The organism is Streptomyces sp. NPDC002044 (assembly GCF_040296725.1).
GTDB lineage: Bacteria > Actinomycetota > Actinomycetes > Streptomycetales > Streptomycetaceae > Streptomyces > Streptomyces antarcticus.
This window is the reverse complement of record NZ_JBEOXU010000017.1, coordinates 1-21496: the sequence shown is the minus strand read 5'-3', so window position 1 is coordinate 21496 and position 21496 is coordinate 1. Positions and strand designations below refer to the sequence as shown.

General features: G+C 72.2%; 14 protein-coding genes. 10 read left to right on the top strand and 4 right to left on the bottom strand.

From position 1 onward, the window contains the following. Window positions 1-149: 149 nt before the first annotated feature. Both ABT106_RS07085 and ABT106_RS07080 read left to right on the top strand, forming a co-directional pair. Entirely contained in the window at window positions 150-635 is a 486-nt protein-coding gene (locus ABT106_RS07085; protein ID WP_351273475.1) for a DUF485 domain-containing protein, read from the top strand. After that, window positions 632-2224 (top strand): monocarboxylic acid transporter, encoded by a 1593-nt coding sequence (locus ABT106_RS07080; RefSeq protein WP_351273472.1) that lies wholly within the window; start codon window positions 632-634, stop codon window positions 2222-2224. The genes ABT106_RS07085 and ABT106_RS07080 overlap by 4 nt, the downstream gene beginning before the upstream one ends. 66 nt (window positions 2225-2290) lie before the next feature. On the opposite strand, the gene ABT106_RS07075 is transcribed toward ABT106_RS07080, so the two are convergent. Further along, window positions 2291-2998, bottom strand: a complete 708-nt coding sequence (locus ABT106_RS07075; protein WP_351273470.1) for a response regulator — start codon at window positions 2996-2998, stop codon at window positions 2291-2293. Then, window positions 2995-4611, bottom strand: a complete 1617-nt coding sequence (locus tag ABT106_RS07070) for a sensor histidine kinase (RefSeq protein WP_351273467.1) — start codon at window positions 4609-4611, stop codon at window positions 2995-2997. The genes ABT106_RS07075 and ABT106_RS07070 overlap by 4 nt, the downstream gene beginning before the upstream one ends. Before the next feature lie 216 nt (window positions 4612-4827). Here ABT106_RS07070 and ABT106_RS07065 point away from each other — a divergent pair, with 216 nt between their 5' ends. The 6 genes from ABT106_RS07065 to ABT106_RS07040 all read left to right on the top strand — a co-directional run bounded on the left by ABT106_RS07065 (window position 4828) and on the right by ABT106_RS07040 (window position 15497). Next, a complete protein-coding gene (locus ABT106_RS07065; RefSeq protein WP_351273464.1) occupies window positions 4828-9114 on the top strand; it encodes a galactose-binding domain-containing protein in 4287 nt (1428 codons plus the stop codon). Between the two features lie 188 nt (window positions 9115-9302). After that, entirely contained in the window at window positions 9303-10313 is a 1011-nt protein-coding gene (locus ABT106_RS07060) for a LacI family DNA-binding transcriptional regulator (protein ID WP_351273461.1), read from the top strand. Window positions 10314-10526: 213 nt separating this feature from the next. Then, complete coding sequence (locus ABT106_RS07055; RefSeq protein ID WP_351273458.1) at window positions 10527-11924, top strand: ABC transporter substrate-binding protein; 1398 nt, start codon at window positions 10527-10529, stop codon at window positions 11922-11924. Window positions 11925-12017: 93 nt separating this feature from the next. Further along, complete coding sequence (locus ABT106_RS07050; protein ID WP_351273455.1) at window positions 12018-12926, top strand: carbohydrate ABC transporter permease; 909 nt, start codon at window positions 12018-12020, stop codon at window positions 12924-12926. A 28-nt stretch (window positions 12927-12954) separates the two neighbouring features. Then, window positions 12955-13830 (top strand): carbohydrate ABC transporter permease, encoded by an 876-nt coding sequence (locus ABT106_RS07045; RefSeq protein WP_351273452.1) that lies wholly within the window; start codon window positions 12955-12957, stop codon window positions 13828-13830. Window positions 13831-13889: 59 nt separating this feature from the next. After that, on the top strand, window positions 13890-15497 hold the full coding sequence (locus ABT106_RS07040) for a glycoside hydrolase family 13 protein (RefSeq protein WP_351273449.1): 1608 nt from the start codon (window positions 13890-13892) through the stop codon (window positions 15495-15497). Window positions 15498-15581: 84 nt separating this feature from the next. Here the strand turns inward: ABT106_RS07040 and ABT106_RS07035 are convergent, their stop codons facing one another. Further along, complete coding sequence (locus ABT106_RS07035) at window positions 15582-16811, bottom strand: citrate synthase (RefSeq protein ID WP_351273447.1); 1230 nt, start codon at window positions 16809-16811, stop codon at window positions 15582-15584. A gap of 70 nt (window positions 16812-16881) precedes the next feature. On the opposite strand from ABT106_RS07035, the gene ABT106_RS07030 reads away from it, so the two are divergent. Beyond that, window positions 16882-18033 (top strand): citrate synthase, encoded by a 1152-nt coding sequence (locus ABT106_RS07030; protein WP_351273444.1) that lies wholly within the window; start codon window positions 16882-16884, stop codon window positions 18031-18033. A gap of 14 nt (window positions 18034-18047) precedes the next feature. Next, window positions 18048-19190 carry a CobW family GTP-binding protein gene (locus ABT106_RS07025; RefSeq protein ID WP_351273442.1) on the top strand — a complete coding sequence of 381 codons (1143 nt, stop codon included), beginning with the start codon at window positions 18048-18050 and terminating at the stop codon, window positions 19188-19190. Between the two features lie 110 nt (window positions 19191-19300). Here the strand turns inward: ABT106_RS07025 and ABT106_RS07020 are convergent, their stop codons facing one another. Further along, window positions 19301-21376, bottom strand: a complete 2076-nt coding sequence (locus ABT106_RS07020; protein WP_351273439.1) for a restriction endonuclease — start codon at window positions 21374-21376, stop codon at window positions 19301-19303. Between the last annotated feature and the right edge of the window lie 120 nt (window positions 21377-21496).

Genomic DNA, 21496 nt, shown 5'->3' with positions numbered 1-21496 from the left:
ACCGGCACGCGTGACCGCACGGCACACCGGCGCTCTTCACTCCATCACCTGAAGGAGTGAAGAGCGCCGGGACACCAGTCCGGAAAGCGGCCATTGAGCACATCCTTGTGGGACACGCGGCCAATGCGGCGGCGGACAAGGAGAGTTCGGTGGACAAGCACGCAGGTCGCGATGCCGGAACGATCCGGCTGGACGACCCCTGGTACGACGCGCTGGCCGTCGGCTGGGGTGAGGGTGAGGAAGCGTCCCCGCCGAGCCCGGCCCCCGGAGGCCGGTCCGCGCCCGGCGCGTCCGACATCTACCTCGAAGTGCAGCGGAGCGCCGCCTTCCAGGAAGTCCGCAGCCGCTACCGAGGGTTCGTCGTCCCCGCGACCGCCGGTTTCTTCCTCTGGTACGTGGCCTACGTGGTCGCCGCCACCGCGGCGCCCGGCCTCATGGCCCGGCCGGTGGTGGGCGCGGTCAACGTGGCCATGCTGGCGGGGCTCGGACAGTTCCTCAGCACCTTCCTGCTGACCTGGGCGTACGCCCGGCACGCGCGGCTGCGCCGGGACCGGGCGGCGCTCGACCTGCGCTGGACCGTCTTCGAGCAGGAACGCGGCCAGGAACGCAGCCGGGCGAGGGGGAACGGCCGGTGACCACCGAGCACCAGACCCTCGCGCTGATCCTCTTCAGCGTCTTCATCGCCGTCACCCTGGGCATCACCACCTGGGTCAGCCGGAACCGGCACGGTTCGCCCGAGGAGTTCTATGCGGGCGGGCGCCTGTTCTCGCCCATGGAGAACGGTTTCGCCATCGCGGGGGACTACATGTCCGCCGCCTCCTTCCTCGGCATCTCCGGACTGATCGCCCTGTTCGGCTACGACGGCCTGCTGTACTCGGTGGGCTTCCTCGTCGCCTGGCTGGTGGTGCTGTTCCTGGTCGCCGAACTCGTCCGCAACTGCGGCCGCTTCACCCTCGCCGACGTGGTCGCCGCCCGGATGAGCGAGCGGCCGGTGCGGATCGCGGCCGGCACGTCCTCGGTCGTCGTCTCGGTGCTCTACCTCGTCGCGCAGATGGTCGGCGCGGGCAGCCTGGTCGGCCTGCTGCTCGGCAGCTCGAGCGCCGCCGCCCGCACGCTGACCGTGATCGGGGTCGGCGCGCTGATGGTCGTCTACGTGTCCTTCGGCGGGATGCGGGCCACCACCTGGATCCAGATCGTCAAGGCCGTGCTGCTGATGGGCGGGGCCGTCACCCTGACCGTGCTCGTACTGCTGCGCTTCCACGGGAACTTCGACCAGCTGCTCACCAGCGCCGCCGACCGCAGCGGGCACGGGGCCCGCTTCCTGGGACCGGGCCTGAAGTACGGCGGCGACTGGACCGCCCGCATCGACTTCATGAGCCTCGGCCTCGCGCTGGTCCTCGGGACCGCCGGGCTGCCTCACATCCTGTCGCGCTTCTACACCGTGCCCACGGCGCGGGCGGCCCGCCGCTCGGTGGTCTGGGCGATCGGCCTCATCGGCGGCTTCTACCTGATGACCATCGTGCTCGGCTTCGGGGCGGCCGCCCTGGTGGGCCCCGACGCGGTGCGGGCCTCCAACGCCTCCGGGAACACGGCCGTGCCGCTGCTCGCCGCCTTCCTCGGCGGGGGCGCCGGTTCCACCGGGGGCGCGGTGCTCTTCGCCTTCGTGGCCGCCATCGCCTTCGCCACCATCCTCGCCGTGGTCGCCGGGATCACCCTGGCCTCGTCGGCGTCCGTCGCCCACGACCTGTACGCCTCCCTGAAGCGCCGGCACGCCCGGCAGCGCAGCGAGGTGGCCGTGGCCCGGGCCGCCGCCGTCGGGATCGGGGCGGTGGCGATCGGCCTCGGGCTGCTCGCCCAGGACCTGAACGTGGCCTTCCTGGTGGGGCTGGCCTTCGCGGTGGCCGCGTCGGCCAACCTGCCGGTGCTGCTGTACTCGCTCTTCTGGCGCGGATTCACCACGCGGGGGGCCGTCTGGTCGGTGTACGGCGGGCTGGTTCCGGCGGTCCTGCTCGTCCTGGTCTCACCGGTGGTGTCCGGCAGCCCGGAGTCGCTCTTCCCGGGGGTGGACTTCCAGTACTTCCCGCTCCAGAACCCGGGGATCATCTCGATCCCGCTGGGCTTCCTCGCGGGCTGGCTGGGGACCGTCGCGTCGGGCGAGGAGCCCGACGAGAGGAAGCACGCGGAGACCGAGGTCCGCTCCCTGACCGGAGCCGGGGCGGTCTGAGCGGGGCGGGCGGGGCGCCCTGAGCGAGCCGGGCGCTTCCGAGCGGGGCGGGCCGCCGGGGGTGGCTCAGGCGCCCTCCGAGGGGAGCCAGGTGTAGCGGTGTTCGGGGCGGCCGGTCTCGCCGTAGCGCAGGGCCAGGGTGACCCGGCCCGCGCGGTCGAGGAGCTTCAGGTACCGCTGGGCGGTCTGGCGGCTGATGCCCGCGCGGTCGGCGATCTGCTGGGTGGACAGGGGGCCGCCGGCGGAGCGGAGCACCCGGCGGACCAGGTCCGCGGTGGTGGGGGAGTGGCCCTTGGGGAGTTCGTTGGCCGGACCGGCGGCGGCCAGGGCGCCGAAGATCCGGTCGACCTCCGCCTGCTCGGCCTCGCCCCCGGTCTCCAGGGTGCGGCGCAGTGCCCCGTACGCCTCCAGCCGGCCGCGCAGGCCGGCGAAGGTGAAGGGTTTGACCAGGTACTGGAGGGCGCCGAGGCGCATCGCGGCCTGGACGGTCACCAGGTCCCGGGCCGCGGTGACCATGATCACGTCGGTGCCGTGGCCGCGTTCGCGCAGGCGGCGCACCAGGTCCAGGCCGTTCTCGTCGGGGAGGTAGTGGTCGAGGAGGATCAGGTCCACCCGGTGCGAGGCGAGGAAGGCCAGGGCCTCGGCGGCGCAGTGGGCCTGCGCGGCCACGCGGAAGCCGGGGACCTTCGCCACGTACGCGGCATTGACGCGGGCGACGCGCACGTCGTCGTCGACGACCAGCACGTCCAGGTCACCGCTCGTGGTCCCGTTCACCGCAGGGCCTCCGGGAGCACGACGGAGAACTCGGTCCCGCCGTCCGCCGCTTCGCCGGCCCGGGCGCTGCCACCCTGGCGCTCCGCGAGGCGCCGTACGAGGGCGAGGCCCAGCCCGCGCTCGCGGTGGGCCCTGGGCTGCTTGGTCGACCAGCCCTCGGTGAAGATCTCCTCGCGGCGCGCGGCGGGAACGCCGGGGCCGCTGTCGCGCACCCGCAGCACGGCGGTCCGGCCCTCGGCGCGCAGCTCGACCTCGACCAGCGGCTCCGGTGAACCGGCCGCGGCGTCCAGGGCGTTGTCGACGAGGTTGCCGACGATGGTGACGAGACCGCCCGGGTCGGCCAGCCGGTCCGGCAGGAGGGTGGCCGCGGCCAGCCGCAGGGGGACGCCGCGCTCCGCCGCCACGGTCGCCTTGCCCACCAGGAGGGCGGCCAGCAGCGGGTCGCGCACCTTCTCGGTGACCTGTTCGGCGGTGGTCCGGTGCACCCCGGCGACCTCCGTCACGAACTCCACGGCCTCCTCGTGCAGGCCCAGCTCCAGCAGGCCGAGGAGGGTGTGGAGGCGGTTGGCGTGCTCGTGGTCCTGGGCGCGCAGGGCGTCGATCAGGCCCCGTGTGGAGTCGAGCTCGCGCCCCAGGTGTTCCAGCTCGGTGCGGTCGCGCAGGGTGGCGACGGCGCCGCCGTCCTCGGTGGGCATCCGGTTGGCGACCAGGACCCGAGGACCCTGAACGGCGAGCAGGTCCCGGCCGGTGACCCGGCCGGAGAGGACGTCGGCGGTCCGGCCCGTGCCGAGCAGGTCGTCCAGCGGGCGTCCGGCCAGGGAACCGGCGGAGTCGGGGGCGAGGCCCAGCAGGCGTGCGGCCTCGTCGTTGACCAGTCTGACCCGGCCGTGCCGGTCGAGGGCGATCACCCCTTCGCGGATGGAGTGCAGCATCGCCTCGCGCTCCGCGAGGAGCCCGGCGATGTCGGAGAAGGCCAGGTCCCGGGTCTGCCGGTGGATCCTGCGGGACAGCAGGCAGGCGGCGAGGGCGCCCGCCGCCAAGGCGCCGCCCGCGTAGGCGAGCAGGCCGGGGATGGCGCCGAGCAGCCGGTCGCGGACGCTGTCGTACGCGATGCCGACCGAGACGGCGCCGACGATCTCGCCGTCCGCGGCGACGAGCGGCACCTTGCCGCGGGCGGAGCGGCCCAGCGTGCCGTCGTCGATCTCCATGACCTCGCGCCCCGCCAGGACGGCCGCGGGGTCGGTGGAGACGGGCAGCCCCACCCGCTCGGCGCTGGGGTGCGAGCGGCGGATGCCGTCCAAGCCGAGGACGACCACGTACTCGGCGCCGGTCGCCCGCCGGATCCGTTCGGCGGCGGACTGCACCGGGCCGTCCGCCGAGGCCCCGGAGCCGAGGAGGTCGGCGGCCAGTGACGGATCGGCCGCCGCGCTCTGCGCGATGGCCAGCGCACGCCGCATGGCCTGGTCGTCGAGCTGTGCGCTGAGCGGGGCCAGGAACAGCCCGGTGGCCAGCACGACGACCCCGCCGGCGATGGCCAGCTGGGTCAGCAGGATCTGGGAGACGGCCCGTCTGGGCAGCCCGAGGCGCCGAGCGCTCATGAGGAGGAACCGCATGGGGACCAACGGTAGGTCGGCGCGGGCCTCAGTGGAATTTCCATGGTGCACGCAAATCGCTTGCGTGATTTGCGCCCAGCTTGCGCAAGAGATGAAGGCATGAAAGTGCGGTCACAGCAGTAGACGAGTCGGCAAAGCTCTGCAACTCTCGCACCGCACGACGCAAATTCCTATCTCACCTGGTTCAGAAAACTCATGCCCGAGGGACGAGGACATATGAGAAGGCTCAATTGGAGATGGCGGGCCCTGGCCGCCGTCATCAGCACAGCCCTGTTGATGATGGGCTGGCCCGCCCTGACCGCCGCGGCCGCCGGCGGTCCGAGCATCGCCGCGGGCCGCCCCGCGGCCGCGAGCAGCACCAACGGCGCCTATGCGGCCGCCAACGTCACCGACGGCAACCAGTCGACGTACTGGGAGAGCGCGGGCGGCACCCTTCCGCAATGGGTGCAGACCGATCTGGGCGCCACCACCCGCGTCGACCAGGTGGTGCTCCGACTGCCCGCCGCCTGGGAGAGCCGCAGCCAGACCCTGTCCGTCCAGGGCAGCGCCGACGGCACCGGCTTCAGCACCCTGGTGAACCCGGCCTCCTACGCCTTTGCCCAGGGCAGCGGGAACACGGTGACTGTCACCTTCCCCGCCACCCAGACCCGCTACGTACGGATCAACATCACCGCCAACACGGGCTGGCAGGCCGCGCAGCTCTCCGAGCTGGAGGTACGCGCCCCCGGTGACTCCTCCGCGAACCTGGCCCTCGGCAAGACCCTGACCGCCAGCAGCAACACCCAGGTCTACGTACCGGCCAACGCCAACGACGGCAACACCGCCAGCTACTGGGAGAGCGTCAACAACGCCCTGCCGCAGTGGATCCAGGCCGACCTCGGGTCCTCCGTACGCGTCGACCGCGTGGTCCTGCGGCTGCCCGAAGGCTGGGGCGCCCGTACCCAGACCCTGAAGATCCAGGGCAGCGCCAACGGCTCGGACTTCACCGACCTGACCGCCTCCAAGGCGTACGAGTTCGCCCCGGCCGGCGGCAACGCGGTCTCCGTCACCTTCGACGCCGCGACGACCCGGTACCTGCGCGTGCTGATATCGCTCAACTCCGTCCAGCCCGGCGGCCAGCTCTCCGAGCTGGAGATCTACGGTCCGCAGACCGGGGACACCCAGGCTCCGACCGCGCCGTCCGGTCTCGCCCTGACCGAGCCCGCCACCGGCCAGGTCAGGCTGACCTGGCAGGCGTCCACCGACAACGTCGGTGTCACCGGTTACGAGGTGTACGCGAACAACCAGCTGCGCACGAGCGTCGCGGGCGGCGCCACCACCTTCACCGACACCCAGCCGGCGAGCGCGACCGTCACCTACGTGGTCCGCGCCAAGGACGCCGCGGGCAACCAGTCGCCGAACAGCAACAGCGTCACCCGCACCGGCGACACCGGGGACACCCAGGCTCCGACCGCGCCGTCCGGTCTCGCCCTGACCGAGCCCGCCGCCGATCAGGTCAGGCTGACCTGGCAGGCGTCCACCGACAACGTCGGTGTCACCGGTTACGAGGTGTACGCGAACAACCAGCTGCGCACGAGCGTCGCGGGCGGCGCCACCACCTTCACCGACACCCAGCCGGCGAGCGCGACCGTCACCTACGTCGTCCGCGCCAAGGACGCCGCGGGCAACCGCTCGGGAGACAGCAACCCCGTCACCCGCAACGGCTCCGGGGGCGGCGGCTCCAACCTGGCCGTCGGCAGGCCGATCGCCGGATCCTCCGTGATCCACACCTTCGCCGCGGAGAACGCCAACGACAACAGCACCGCCACCTACTGGGAGGGCGCGGCCGGCGCCTATCCGAGCACCCTGACGGTCAGGCTCGGCGCCAACGCCGACACCGACCGCGTCGTCCTCAAGCTCAGCCCGGACAGCGCCTGGGGCGCGCGCACCCAGAACATCCAGGTCCTCGGCCGCGAGCAGAGCGCCCAGGCCGTCACGAGCCTGGTCGCCGCCAGGGACTACGCGTTCAACCCGGCCTCCGGGAACACCGTCACCATCCCGCTGACCGCCCGCGTCGCGGACGTCCAGCTGCGCTTCACCTCCAACACCGGTTCCTCCAACGGGCAGATCGCCGAGTTCCAGGTCATCGGCGTTCCGGCACCCAACCCCGACCTGGTGGTCACCGCGCTGAGCGCGGCTCCGGCCGCTCCGGTCGAGTCGGACCCCGTCACCCTCTCCGCGACCGTCAAGAACGCCGGTCCGGCTCCGGCCGCCGCCACCGCCGTCACCTTCCAGCTCGGCGGCTCGAAGGCCGCTGCCGCCGCCGTTCCCGCGCTCGCCGCGGGTGCGTCGGCCACCGTCACCGCCGCCATCGGCCCGCGGGACGCCGGTACGTACCCGCTGAGCGCGGTCGTCGACGAGGCGAACACGATCGTCGAGCAGAACGACACGAACAACACCTTCACCGGAGCGCCGCTGGTCGTCCGACCGGTCGACAGCTCCGACCTGGTCGCCGCGGCCGTGACCTGGTCGCCGGGCGCCCCCTCCGCGGGCCAGCCGGTGAACTTCTCCGTCACCGTACGCAACCAGGGCACCGTCGCGGCCGCCGCCGGGACGCACGAGGTCACCCTCACCCTGCAGGACGCGGGCGGAGCCACCGTCCGTACGCTCACGGGTTCCTTCAGCGGCGCCCTCGCCGCCGGCGCCTCCACCGCCCCGATCGCGCTCGGCAGCTGGCCGGCGGCGAACGGCAAGTACACCGTGAAGACGGTCCTCGCCGCGGACGCCAACGAGCTGCCGGTCAAGCGCGGCAACAACACCTCCGCCAAGCCGTTCTTCGTGGGCCGGGGGGCGAACATGCCCTTCGACATGTACGAGGCGGAGGACGGCGTCGTCGGCGGCGGAGCCGGTGTGGTCGGCCCCAACCGGACCATCGGCGACATCGCGGGCGAAGCCTCGGGCCGCAAGGCGGTCAGCCTCGACGCGACCGGCGAGTACGTGGAGTTCACCACCCGGGCTGCCACGAACACCCTGGTCACGCGGTTCTCCATCCCGGACGCGCCGGGCGGCGGGGGCATCGACTCCACGATCAACGTCTACGTCAACGGCGTCATGAAGAAGACCCTGCCGCTGACCTCGAAGTACGCCTGGCTCTACGGGGCCGAGGCGTCCCCGGGTGACTCGCCCGGCTCCGGCGCCCCGCGCCACATCTACGACGAGGCCAACATCCTGCTGGGCGAGACCGTCCCGCAGGGCAGCAGGATCCGCCTCCAGAAGGACGCGTCCAACACCTCCGTCTACGCGATCGACTTCGTGAGCCTGGAGCAGGCCACCGCGCTCCCCAACCCGGACCCGGCGACCTACACCGTGCCGGCCGGCCTGAGCCACCAGGACGTGCAGAACGCCCTGGACAAGGTCCGGATGGACACCACCGGCAAGCTCGTCGGCGTCTACCTGCCGCCCGGCGACTACCAGACGGCCAGCAAGTTCCAGGTGTACGGCAAGGCCGTGCAGGTGGTGGGCGCCGGACCGTGGTTCACGCGCTTCCACGCCCCCTCGTCGCAGGACAACACCGACATCGGCTGGCGCGCGGAGGGCACGGCGAAGGGCTCGTCCTTCTCGGGCTTCGCCTACTTCGGAAACTACACGTCGCGCATCGACGGTCCGGGCAAGGTCTTCGACTTCGCCAACGTCTCCGACATCACCATCGACAACATCTGGAACGAACACATGGTGTGCCTGTACTGGGGCGCCAACACCGACCGGATCACCATCAAGAACTCCCGGATCCGCAACATGTTCGCCGACGGCATCAACATGACCAACGGCAGCACGGACAACCTCGTGACCAACAACGAGGCGCGGGCCACCGGGGACGACAGCTTCGCGCTGTTCTCCGCGATCGACGCGGGCGGCGCGGACATGAAGAACAACGTCTACGAGAACCTGACCGCGATCCTGACCTGGCGCGCGGCGGGCGTCGCCGTCTACGGAGGCTTCAACAACGCCTTCCGCAACATCCACATCGCCGACACCCTCGTCTACTCGGGCATCACCATCAGCTCGCTGGACTTCGGGTATCCGATGAACGGGTTCGGGACGGATCCGACGACCTTCGAGAACATCTCGATCGTCCGGTCCGGCGGCCACTTCTGGGGCGGCCAGACCTTCCCCGGCATCTGGGTCTTCTCGGCCTCCAAGGTGTTCCAGGGCATCCGGATCAACAACGTCGACATCGTCGACCCGACGTACAGCGGGATCATGTTCCAGACGCAGTACGTGGGAGGACAGCCGGTCAACCCGATCAAGGACACCGTCCTGAGGGACATCACCATCACCGGCGCGAAGAAGAGCGGTGACGCCTTCGACGCCAAGTCGGGCTTCGGCCTCTGGGCGAACGAGATGCCCGAGGCGGGGCAGGGTCCCGCGGTCGGGGAGGTCACCTTCCACAACCTGCGGATGAACGACAACGCGGTGGACGTACGGAACACGACGTCCACGTTCAGGATCAATCAGCTGCCGTAGTCGTGCCGTAGTCGTGCCGTAGTCGTGCGGCGGCGGGCGGGGTGCCCCTGGGGGCGCCCCGCTTTCCGCGGCGTCGTCCGGCTCCGGCGGGGACCGGGCCCGACCCCTTCCGGGGCGGGCCCGCATGCGTCAAACTGGTCGTAATCGAACCGCAAGGAACTTGCATTCCTTGCGCTACTCTTGCGTTCATGACGCGACGACTTGCTCAAGTGGCGAAGAAGGTGGGAGTCAGCGAGGCGACGGTCAGCCGGGTGCTCAACGGCAAGCCGGGCGTTTCGGAGGCGACCCGACAGTCCGTGCTCACCGCCCTCGACGTCCTCGGCTACGAGCGCCCCACCCAGCTGCGAGGCGAGCGGGCCCGGCTGGTCGGGCTGGTCCTGCCCGAGCTGCAGAACCCCATCTTCCCGGCCTTCGCCGAGGTCATCGGCGGCGCCCTGGCCCAGCAGGGCCTGACGCCGGTGCTGTGCACCCAGACCACCGGCGGGGTGTCCGAGGCCGACTACGTCGAACTGCTGCTCCAGCAGCAGGTGTCCGGCGTCGTCTTCGCCGGAGGTCTCTTCGCGCAGGCCGACGCCCCGCACGAGCACTACCGGCTGCTCTCGGAGCGCAAGGTTCCGGTGGTGTTGATCAACGCCTCCATCGACGACCTCGGGTTCCCGTGCGTGGCCTGTGACGACGCGGTCGCGGTCGAGCAGGCCTGGCGCCATCTGGCCTCCCTGGGGCACGAGCGGATCGGCCTGGTACTGGGGCCGCCCGACCACATGCCCTCGCTGCGCAAGCTGGTCGCCGCCCAGGCGGTGGCCGCCGCGGCCGGCGCCGAGCTGCCCGCCGCCCACGTGGAGCGGACCCTGTTCTCGCTGGAGGGCGGCCACGCGGCCGCCTCCCGGCTCCTGGACCGCGGGGTCACCGGCATCATCTGCGCGAGCGACCCGCTGGCCCTGGGGGCCGTACGGGCCGCCCGACGCCGGGGGCTGGACGTGCCGCGGGAGGTCTCCGTGGTGGGGTACGACGACTCCGCGTTCATGAACTGCACCGAACCGCCCCTGACCACCGTCCGGCAGCCCATCGAGGCCATGGGCCGGGCCGCGGTCGAACTGCTCACCGCGCAGATCCAGGGGGCCGCCGTCCAGCCCGGCGAGCTGCTGTTCGAGCCTGAGCTGGTGGTCCGCGGCTCCACCGCGCAGGCTCCGCGCGCGTAGCGGGCGCAGGGCCCGTACGGCCCGCAGGCGAAGCGACCAGGGCTTCGGAACGTCCATCGGACGTTCCGAAGCCCTTTTTGCGTCCGGCGTGCGACGTTCCACTGTCAATGACTTGCCAAATCTGCGCGAGATATTGCGTTCATCTGTGGGTGGTGGTTGAGTGTGCCGCGCTCGCCCCCACGCCTCCTGCCCGATGCTCGAAGGGGTCCACCGATGAGAACCAACGTCCGCCGCAACGTCGCGGCCGCCCTCGCCTCCGCCCTCGCCGTCACCGCCCTCGCGGCCTGCGGTACGAGCAGCAGCGGCGACGACAAGCCCCAGGCCGGCGGGAGTTCCACCGACGCCGCCACCCCGCTCGACCCGAAGGCCAAGGTCACCATCTCCATCGACTGCATGCCGCCCGCGGCCAAGGCGGCCGAGCTCAAGGAGTGGAAGGAGGACGTGGCGGAGTTCAACAAGACCTATCCGAACGTCACCATCGAAGGCCGTTCCACTCCCGGCCAGTGCCTGGAGCCCCCGCGCTTCACCGCGATGCTCAAGGCCAAGTCCCAGCCGGACGTCTTCTACGCCTACTTCACCGACCTCCAGCAGGTGCTGGACAACGACGGTGCGCAGGACGTCTCCGCGTACGTCACGCCCGCCACGGTCCCCGCACTCGGCGACATCGACAAGAGCGTGATGGACGTCCTCGGGCGCGACGGCAAGCTCTATGGCGTCCCCACCAGCAACTACACGATGGGCCTGCTGGTCAACCGCAAGCTCTTCCAGCAGGCGGGCCTCAACCCCGACAATCCGCCGCGCACCTGGGAGGAGGTCCGGGCGGCCGCCAAGAAGATCGCGGCCCTCGGCAACGGCGTCGCCGGCTTCGGCGAGTACAGCGTCGAGAACACCGGCGGCTGGCACTACACGGCCACCATGTACGGCCTCGGCGGCGACATCGTCGGCCCCGACGGCAAGGCGGCCTTCAACAACGCCACGGGCCGGCAGATCGTCGACAACCTCCGCGCCATGCGCTGGGAGGACGACAGCATGGGCAAGACCCAGCTGCTCAAGTGGGGGGACCTCCAGAAGCAGATGGCCTCGGACAAGCTCGGCATGTTCCTCGCCGCGCCCGACGACATCACGTACATGGTCCAGCAGCTCGGAGCCGCGTACGAGAACTTCGGCATGGGCCCCATCCCCGGCGGCGCGGCCACCCTGGCCGGTGGCAACGGCTACATGTTCAAGAAGGGCAGCTCGCCCGACCAGGTCAAGGCAGCCGTCGCCTGGCTGAACTTCAAGACCCTCACGATCGGCAAGGGGCAGTTCCAGTACGACCGCAGCAAGGCCGACGGCCTGCCGGTCGGCCTGCCCCAGCCCGCCTTCTTCACCGGCGCGGGCAAGGCCAAGGACGACGAACTGAAGGCGGCGAGCGCCACCATGCCGGTCGCCAACTTCAAGCCCTTCCTGGACAACCCGGTGCCCGGCAAGCCGGAGCCGGTCAAGGCGCAAGAGGTCTACAAGGTCCTCGACAAGGTGGTGTCGGGCGTCCTCACCAACAAGAACGCCGATCCCGCCCAACTGCTCGGCGAGGCCGAGAAGTCGGTCAACCAGGTACTGGGGAACCAGTAGCGGCCCGGGTGGGCCCGGCGGTGAGCCTCCCCGCCCCCCGGTCCCACCCGCCCCACCCCCAGACGGCGACGATCCACCAAGGAGCGAGCGGCGATGTCGGCCCCCACCCTGCCCCGGGACTCCCGCGCGGAGTTCCTCCGGGCCTTCAAGCGCAACCTCACGGCCCACGGCTTCCTGATCGGCGCCGTCCTCTGCTTCTCCTTCTTCTCCTGGTACCCGATGGTCCGGGAGTTCCTGCTGGCCTTCCAGAAGACCGAGGGCGGCGCCACCCGCTGGGTCGGATGGGACAACTTCCGCTATGTCTTCGCGGACCCGAACGTCTGGCAGGCCTGGCGCAACACCCTGCTCTTCACCGGACTCGCCCTGCTCCTCGGGTTCCTGGTCCCCTTCGTGGTCTCCCTCGTGCTGAACGAGTTCCGCCACGCGCAGGGCTACCTGCGGCTGCTCGTCTACCTGCCGGTGATGATGCCGCCGGTGGCCTCGATCCTGCTCTTCAAGTACTTCTACGATCCCGGCTACGGCCTCTTCAACCGGGCGCTGGAGTTCCTGCACCTCCCGGCGCAGGACTGGCTGCAGTCCACCGACACCGCGATGCTCTCCGTCGTCATCGCCTCCACCTGGATGAACATGGGCGGCGCGACGCTGATCTACCTGGCCGCCCTCCAGGGCGTCCCGGGCGAGCTCTACGAGGCCGCCGAACTCGACGGGGCCGGACTGCTGCGCAAGATCTGGCACGTCACGATCCCGCAGACCAAGCTCATCCTCTCGCTCATGCTGCTGATGCAGATCATCGCGACGATGCAGGTCTTCGTCGAACCCTTCCTGCTGACCGGCGGCGCCGGGCCCGAGGGATCGACCACCACCGTCGTCGTCCTCATCTACCAGTACGCCTTCAGCTTCAACCAGTACGGCGGCGCCGCGGCCCTCGGCCTGTGCCTGCTCGTCCTGCTCGCGGGCTTCTCCGCCCTGTACGTCCGCCTCAGCCGCGACAACGAGAACTGACCAGGAACCCGCCGGGGGAGTACTTCACATGGCAGAGCGCACGCTGATATCACCGGCCCAACTCGGCCGCACCCGGGGCAAGATCCTCTACTGGACCGTGCTCGTCCTGGTCGTGGCCGGCTTCACCCTCGCCTTCCTCGGCCCCCTCTACTGGATGGTGGCGAACGGCCTCAAAAGCACGGAGGAGTTCGCCCAGGTCCCGCCGACCCTGGTGCCCGACTCCCTGCACACCGCGAACTACGAGGCCGCCTGGAAGGTCATGGACCTCGCCAAGCTGCTGTTCAACACCCTCTATTACGCCTTCGGGGCCCTCGCCTTCCAGCTCGTCCTCGACGTGGCCGCCGCCTACTCGCTGTCCCGGTTGCGGCCCGTCTTCGGCAAGGCCGTGCTCGGCATGATGCTGGCGACCCTGATGATCCCGGCGACCGTCCTCGTCGTACCGCAGTACCTCACGGTCCTGGACATGCCGATCATCGAGCGGAACCTGCTGAACACGCCGTGGGTGATCTGGCTCCCGTCCGTCACCAACGCCTTCAGCATCTTCCTGCTGAAGCGGTTCTTCGACTCCATCCCGCAGGAGATCCTCGACGCCGCCGCCATCGACGGGGCGAGCGCCCTGCGCATCCTGCGCTCCATCGTCCTGCCGATGTCGCGGCCCATCCTCGGAGTCGTGTCGATCTTCGCGATCGTCGGTGTCTGGAAGGACTTCCTCTGGCCCATGCTCACCCTTCCGGACCCCGCCCTGCAGACCCTCAACGTCGGCATCTACTCGTTGTCCACGGGGGTCCCCGAGAACCACCTCATCGCCGCGCTCGCGATGGCCTCGGCGCCCACGCTCGTCATCTTCCTGATCTTCCAGCGCAACATCATGAGCGGTCTGACGGCGGGCTCCCTCAAGGGCTGACCACCCCGATCCCCAGCTCCGCCGCCGTGCCCGGCCGCCCCCTGCGAAAGGACCCCTCCGTGGCTGACTTTCCCCTGCCCCGACCCGCCGCCGACTGGTGGCGCACGGCCGCCATCTACCAGGTGTACGTACGCAGCTTCGCCGACGGCGACGGGGACGGCACCGGTGACCTCGCAGGCGTCCGGGGCCGCCTCCCCTACCTCGCCGACCTGGGCGTGGACGCCCTCTGGTTCACCCCCTGGTACCTCTCCCCGCTCGCCGACGGCGGCTACGACGTCGCCGACTACCGCACCATCGACCCCGCCTTCGGGACCCTGGCCGAGGCGGAGAAGCTCATCGCCGAGGCCCGTGAGCTGGGCATCCGCACCATCGTCGACATCGTCCCGAACCACGTGTCCGACCGGCACGCCTGGTTCCGGGCCGCCCTCGCCGCCGGCCCCGGCAGCCCGGAGCGGGAGCTGTTCCACTTCCGACCCGGCCGCGGCGAGCACGGCGAACTGCCCCCCGGGGACTGGCCCTCGCAGTTCAACGGCGCCGACACCTGGACGCGGGTGCCCGACGGGGAGTGGTACCTGCACCTGTTCACCCCGCAGCAGCCCGACCTGAACTGGGACCACCCGGCCGTGCGCCGGGAGCACGAGGAGGTGCTGCGCTTCTGGTTCGAGCGCGGGGTGGCCGGCGTACGGATCGACTCCGCCGCCCTGCTCGCCAAGGACCCCGCGCTGCCCGACCTGGCGGGCCGCTCCCCGGAGCCCTGGCCGGGCGAGACCCACCCGTACATCGACCGCGACGAACTGCACGCCGTCTACCGCTCGTGGCGCGCCATCGCCGACGAGTACGGCGCGGTCTTCGTCGGGGAGGTCTGGCTGCCCGACTCCGAGCGCTTCGCCCGCTACCTGCGCCCCGACGAGCTGCACACCGCGTTCAACTTCTCCTTCCTCAGCTGCCCGTGGGACGCCGGACGGCTGCGCACCTCGATCACGGAGACCCTCGCCGAGCACGCCCCGGTCGGAGCCCCGGCCACCTGGGTCCTCTGCAACCACGACGTGACCCGTACGGTCACCCGCTACGGCCGCGCCGACACCGGCTTCGACTTCGCGGCCAAGGCTTTCGGGACCCCGACCGACCTGCGGCTCGGCACCCGGCGGGCGCGCGCCGCCGCCCTGCTGACGCTGGCCCTGCCCGGCGCCGTGTACGTCTACCAGGGCGAGGAGCTGGGACTCCCCGAAGCCGACGTGCCGATCGGCCGCATCCAGGACCCGATGCACTTCCGGTCCGGCGGCACCGACCCCGGGCGGGACGGCTGCCGGGTGCCGCTGCCCTGGACCGCCGAGCCCTGGAACGAGCCGTGGCTGCCGCAGCCCGCCGACTGGCCGGCGTACGCGGCCGACCGGCAGGACGGCGACCCGGACTCCATGCTCACCCTCTACCGGACCGCCCTCGGGCTGCGCCGCGCGGCGGCCGGATTCGGCGGGGGCGCGCTGGAGTGGCTGAACGCGCCGCCCGGGGTGCTGGCCTTCGCCCGCCCCGACGGGCTGCTCTGCGTGGCCAACCTGTCCGGGGGGCCGGTCGCGCTGCCGGCCCACACGAGTCTCCTGCTGGGCAGCTCCGCCCTTGACGACACGGGGCTGCTCCCGCAGGACACGGCGGTCTGGCTGCGGACCTGACGCCGCGGCCGGACCGCCGGCACCACCGCCCGCACGGCCGGGTCATCCCATGCGCCGCGGGCGCGGGCCGGGGGCCCGCGCCCGTCAGGGCATCGGCCGGGGCGGGCGGGGGCCCTGGTACTGGCCGCTGGGCCGCATGCGCAGCGGCCGCTCCTGGTACTCCTCCAGCGCGTGCGCGATCCATCCCGCCGTTCGTGCCACGGCGAACACCGTCTCCCCGGCCTGCGCCCGCATCCCGTACGACACCGTCAGCACGGCCAGCGCCAGGTCCACGTTCGCGTGCAGCCCGGGCCTGCGGGCGGCGGTCGTGGCCACCACCTCCCGGGCCGCCGCCAGCGCCGGCCCCGCCTGGGGCAGCGCCTCCAGACGGGCGAACAGCGCGCTCGCCCGCGGGTCCTCGCCCCGGTACAGCCGGTGTCCCAGCCCCGGCACGCGCCGTCCCGCCCGCAGGTGGTCGGCCACGACGGGCGCGGCGCCGTCGCCCCGCTCCAGCGCCTCGGCCAGCATCCCGTGGGCGAGCCGCCCGGCCGCCCCGTGCAACGGTCCCTCCAGGACGCCGAGTCCGGCGGACACCGCCGCGTACGGATGCGCCCGCGCCGACGCGGCCACCCGTACGGCCAGGGTCGACGCGGCCAGGTCGTGGTCGATCAGCAGCCCGAGCGCCAGATCGAGCACGGCCAGCGCGTCCGGGTCCGGCTCCCGCGCCGTCAGCCGCGGCCACAGCTGCCGGGCGATGCGGCCGTCCCCGGCCCACTGCGCCCGCCCCACCACGGGCAGCGCCCCGACCAGCGTCGGAATCAGGCAGCGGGCGGAGCCCAGTACGGCCTCGGGGGAGAGGTCGAAGCGCAGCGGATCCGTGACGGCGGCCGCCGCCGTCGCCACCCTCAGCCGGTCGGCCGGCCCGCTGTGCCCGGGCAGCGCGTCCACCGCCCGCCGGGCGGCGGCCAGGGTCTCCGGGGGAGCGGTGAACCGCGCCCCGCGGGGCAGGGCGCCGGTCCAGAGCCACTCGGCGACCTCTTCGCAGGGGTGCGCCGAGGCCAGCTCCACCGCGTCGACGCCCCGGTAGTAGTACCGGTCGTCCTCGATGAGGGTCAGCGAGGTCCGGACCGAGAGTTCCCCCGCCGGAACCGCCGCCTCACGCCTGCTGCGCACGGCGAGCGCCTCCACCTCGCGCGCGTCGAAGGTGCTGCCGCGGCCCACCGGGTCCCGCCGGCTCGTGAGCTGGCCGCGGCTGACGTAGGCGTACACGGTCGCGGGCTTCACCCCGAGCAGCTCGGCCGCCTGCCGGGTGGTGAGCCGTCCCTCTTCGTCCATGCACAACACCCTATCCACATTGATTGAATCAACATTGACAATGATTACATCAATCATCGATGGTCGATCCATGAACACCACCGTCGAAGTACCCCGCGGTCTCGCGGGAGTCGTGGTCACCGAGACCGAACTGGGCGACGTCCGAGGCCGTGAGGGCTTCTACCACTACCGTCAGTACTCCGCCGTCGAGCTCGCCGACAGCCGGGGCTTCGAGGACGTGTGGCACCTGATGTTCCGCGGCACGCTCCCGGCGGACGCCGCCGAGAGCGCCGCGTTCGCCGCCGAGGTCGCACCGCTGCGCAGGCTGCCCGCCGCCGTCCGGGACGCCCTGCCGGGCCTCGCCCGGGCCACCGCCCTCTCCGGACCCCTCGCCGGGCTGCGGACGGCGCTCTCGCTCCTGGGCGCGTCCGCCGGCTTCCGCCCCGTCTTCGACCTCGACCCCGGCCGCCGGGCCGCCGACGCGCTGGCCGCCTGCGCCGCCGTACCGACCCTGCTCACCGCCCTGCACCGGCTGGGGCAGGGGCAGGAGCCGGTCGAACCGCGTGAGGACCTCCCGTACGCCGCCAATTACCTCTACATGCTGACCGGCCGCGCGCCCGACCCGGTCCGGGCCCGCGCGGTCGAGCGGTACCTCGTCTCCACCATCGACCACGGATTCAACGCCTCGACCTTCACCGCCCGCGTGATCGCCTCCACCGGCGCCGACGTCGTGGCCTGCCTGACCGGCGCCGTCGGCGCACTCTCCGGACCTCTGCACGGCGGTGCCCCGAGCCGGGCCCTGGACACCCTGGACGCCATCGGCACCGTCGACCGCATCGAGCCGTGGATCCGCGAGCGGGTGCTCGCGGGTGACCGGATCATGGGCTTCGGGCACCCGGTCTACCGGACCGAGGACCCGCGCTCGCGCATGCTCCGCGACATCGCCCTGGGCTTCGGCGGACCGCTGGTGGAGTTCGCGGTCGAGGTCGAGCGCCAGGTCGAGCGGATCCTCGCCGAGCTCAAGCCGGGCCGTGAGCTGCACACCAACGTGGAGTTCTACGCCGGCGTGGTCATGGAACTGTGCGGGCTGCCGCGTGCCATGTTCACGCCGACCTTCTGCGCGGCCCGCGTCGTCGGCTGGAGCGCGAACATCCTGGAACAGGCCGCCGATTCGAAGATCATCCGTCCCGCCGCCCGCTATGCCGGACCTCCCGCGCCGCGACCGGTCCCGCCCCGCGGCTGACTACGATCGACCGGGTGAACAGCAGGCAGCCCGTCCCCGTCGTCGTCCTCGCCGGTTTCCTCGGCTCGGGCAAGACCACCGTGCTCAACCACCTCCTCACCCACCGGGGAGGCACCCGCATCGGCGTCGTCGTCAACGACTTCGGCTCGATCGAGGTCGACGCCATGTCGGTGGCCGGCCGGCTCGGCGACTCGATGGTCTCCCTCGGCGGCGGCTGCCTGTGCTGCGCCGTCGACGGCAGCGAGCTCGACGCGTACCTGGAGAAGCTGGCGGCGCCCGCCCACCGCATCGACGTGATCGTCATCGAGGCGAGCGGGCTGGCCGAGCCCCAGGAGCTGATCCGGATGCTGATGGCCGGCGAGAACCCCGACGTCCGCTACGGCGGCATGGTGCAGGTCGTGGACGCGGCCGAGTTCGACGCGACCCGGCGCAAACACCCGGAGACCGACCGGCACCTCGCGGTCGCCGACCTGGTCGTGCTCAACAAGACCGACCGGGTGGACCCCGCCGAGCGGGCCCGGATCGAGGCGGTCCTCGACGCGCTCTGCGCCCCGGGCACCCCACGGGTCGGCGCCGAACACGGCCGGATCGATCCGGAGCTGCTCTTCGACCGCCGGCCCTGGACCGAGACCCGCGGACAGCTGTCCTTCGAGGACCTGCTCGCGCAGGCCGACGGGCCCGGGCGCGAGCAGGGCCCCGATTGCGGTCCCGGGCACGAACACGGCCCCGGGCACGAACACGGCCCCGGGTGCGGCCACGGCCGCGCCTCCCACCCGCACGCGGCCTACGAGAGCGTGGAGTTCACCTCCCGCGAAGCCCTCTCGCCGCGCCGGTTCATCGACTTCCTCGACCGCCGCCCGCCCGGCCTCTACCGGATCAAGGGCTTCGTCCACTTCGGCGTACCCGGACACGGGGAACGGTACGAGGTCCACGCGGTCGGCCGCTTCCTCCGCTTCGCCCCGGGGCCCTGGGGACGGGGCGGAGCGCGCCTGACCCAGCTGGTCCTGATCGGCTCCGGCATCGACGCCGCCGGGCTGCTCCGCGACCTGGAGGACTGCCGTGAGCCCGCGCCGCACGAGCTGGGCCCCGAGAGCATGTGGGGCGTACTGCGGTACGTGGCGCGGCCCGGGCGGGAGCCCGACCGCACCGAGGAGTGACCCGCTCGCCGGCCGGGCCGGGTGCCACGGCACGCACCCCGGGCACGCCCCGCCCGCGCCGACACGCACCGCGGGCAGGCCGCCCCCGCACCCGGGGCGATCCCCTGGTCCTACGCGACCTCGATGCCGTACTCCCGCAGCAGGTCTTCCAGGCCGCCCCGGTAGCCCTTGCCGCCGATCACGAAGTCCCAGTCGCCGTTCCCCCGGCGCCGGAACGAGCCGAGGACCAGGGCCGTCTCGCCCGCCCTGCCGTCGGAGACCTCCAGCCACCCGGCCTCCGCGCCCGCCGCGTCGAGGAGCCGGATGCGGGCGTCCGTGAATCCGGCCAGGTCGCCGTGCGGGTCGGCCTCCGGGTCCACGGCGGCCACCAGGACCAGGCGGTCGGCCTCCTGCGGCAGGGCGTCGAAGGACACCTCGACGGCCGCCCGGTCGGGCGCCGCGTGCGCGCGCGAGCGGACCGAGCCGTCGGGGGTCCGCGGGTTGTTGAAGAAGACGAAGTGGTCCTCGCTCAGCACCCGGCCGCCCGCGCAGACGAGTGCGCACACGTCCAGCGCCACCGAACCCGACCAGGACATGCCGAGCACGTTGTGGTCGGCGGACGGGCCGGGCTCGGGTTCGGGCGCGCGCCGCGCCGCGACGCCCCCGGCCGCGTCCCCCAGCCGCCCCCGCAGCCCGTACTGGTGCAGCAGCTCCACGAGCGCGTCACCGGGAACCAACTCCAGCGGCTTGCCGTTGGCGAAGGTGTACGACCCCGGTCCGAAGGTCGCGGTGGTGACCAGCACCCCCTTGTTCGCCCCCTTGTCCTGGACCGTGCCGTACAGGTCCCGTACCGCCGTGGGCGGCACGGTGTTCCGGTAGCGCTTGACCTGCACCACGATCCGACCGCCCCGGATCGGGGCCGGGTCCAGTGCCTCGACGTCCACGCCGCCGTCGCCCGACCGCTGCGTGGTCACCGCCTCCATGCCCATCGCCCGGAACAGCTCGGCGACCAGGTTCTCGAAGGCGATCGGGTCCATCGCGAACAGGTCCGGTTCGCCATCGCCGCCGGCGTCACCGCCGCCGTGGCTCACGACCCCACCGCCGACCTCCTCCGGCCGGCGGCCCGGACGTACGGCGGTCAGCTGGTCCGGCCGCGCCGACAGCTGCCCGCGCACCCCCTCCACCAGGCAGTCCACCGCGCTGACCTGCTCCAGCCGGAGCCCCGCGAACGCGGTGCGCGCCGCCTTCGCGGTCGCGAGTATGAACTGTGCCTCGTGCCCCGTCGCCGGATCGGGGCAGTCCACGAAGCCGTTGACCGCGACCGAGTCCAGCACGCCGAACTCGTCCGCCGCGTACAGCTCGCGCACGACCAGCAGCATGCACTGCGCCAGCAGGTCCCGGTACAGCGACCGCCGCTCCGTGGCCGGACGGGGCCTGACCTTGTCCTGGCCCGTGCTCGGCAGGTACTGCACCGACCTGGCCTCCGGCACCACCGCGTACCCGGGGAGCTCCCAGTCCAGCACCAGCTCGCGCGCGCCGGGGTCGTACGCCGCCGCCACCTGCCTCGGCAGCGCCTCGGGCCAGGCCGCCGAGGCGTAGAGGGCGGCCGAGAAGTACTCCACCACCGCCTCCGCGTCACCGCCGCGCAGTGCCGCGGCCAGCTCGGCCAGCCCGCTGTTGTGCGCCCGGACCTCGGAGAGCCGGTCCGCAGCCCACCGGTCGTACTGCTGCCGGTACGCGGCCAGCTCCTGCTGCCGCCGGCCCTCCGCGGCGTGGGCCGCCTGCCAGGCCCCGGCGTACCGGGCGTGCGCCTCGCGCTCCGCCTGGGCCCGCTGGCCCGAGCCGAGGGTCCAGCCGTCGCCCTGCTGCTGGAACTGCTCGATGCGCGGCATCGGTACGGGGTGCGCGAGGGTCCCGGGGGCGAACGGCTCCAGCCGGTCGGACCGGACCAGGCCGGCCATCCGGAAGACCGGCGCCCGGCACCCCGCGACCAACAGCCCCTGGAGGGCCTCCACCTCGGCGTCGAGCATGGCGGTCCGCCGCTGCGCCTCGGCCTCGCGGTGCCGGCGCTGGTCGCGCGCCGCCTCCCGCTCGTAGGTCCGCTGACGGCGCTCGGCCTCCCGCTGCTGAACCTGCAGCGTCTGCTGTTGGCGGCGCTGCGCCTGCGCCCACTCCCCGATCAGGCCGCTGCTCGACCGACGGCTCATCAGCTCTGTCTCCCCCCACCGCGTGCATCGGGGAAAACACTAGTCGGCGTGCGGGGTGTCCGGACCGGGTCCGGCAAGTACCAGCTCAACATCACCGGCCGCGGCAAGGTCGCCCTGATG

Excerpts from the sequence above, each read along its gene's own strand:
- ABT106_RS07045 (WP_351273452.1), top strand. The coding sequence starts at position 12,955 with ATGGCAGAGCGCACGCTGATATCACCGGCCCAACTCGGCCGCACCCGG.
- ABT106_RS07060 (WP_351273461.1), top strand. The coding sequence starts at position 9,303 with ATGACGCGACGACTTGCTCAAGTGGCGAAGAAGGTGGGAGTCAGCGAG.
- ABT106_RS07055 (WP_351273458.1), top strand. The coding sequence starts at position 10,527 with ATGAGAACCAACGTCCGCCGCAACGTCGCGGCCGCCCTCGCCTCCGCC.
- ABT106_RS07050 (WP_351273455.1), top strand. The coding sequence starts at position 12,018 with ATGTCGGCCCCCACCCTGCCCCGGGACTCCCGCGCGGAGTTCCTCCGG.
- ABT106_RS07035 (WP_351273447.1), bottom strand. The coding sequence starts at position 16,811 with ATGGACGAAGAGGGACGGCTCACCACCCGGCAGGCGGCCGAGCTGCTC.
- ABT106_RS07030 (WP_351273444.1), top strand. The coding sequence starts at position 16,882 with ATGAACACCACCGTCGAAGTACCCCGCGGTCTCGCGGGAGTCGTGGTC.
- ABT106_RS07020 (WP_351273439.1), bottom strand. The coding sequence starts at position 21,376 with ATGAGCCGTCGGTCGAGCAGCGGCCTGATCGGGGAGTGGGCGCAGGCG.
- ABT106_RS07070 (WP_351273467.1), bottom strand. The coding sequence starts at position 4,611 with ATGCGGTTCCTCCTCATGAGCGCTCGGCGCCTCGGGCTGCCCAGACGG.
- ABT106_RS07065 (WP_351273464.1), top strand. The coding sequence starts at position 4,828 with ATGAGAAGGCTCAATTGGAGATGGCGGGCCCTGGCCGCCGTCATCAGC.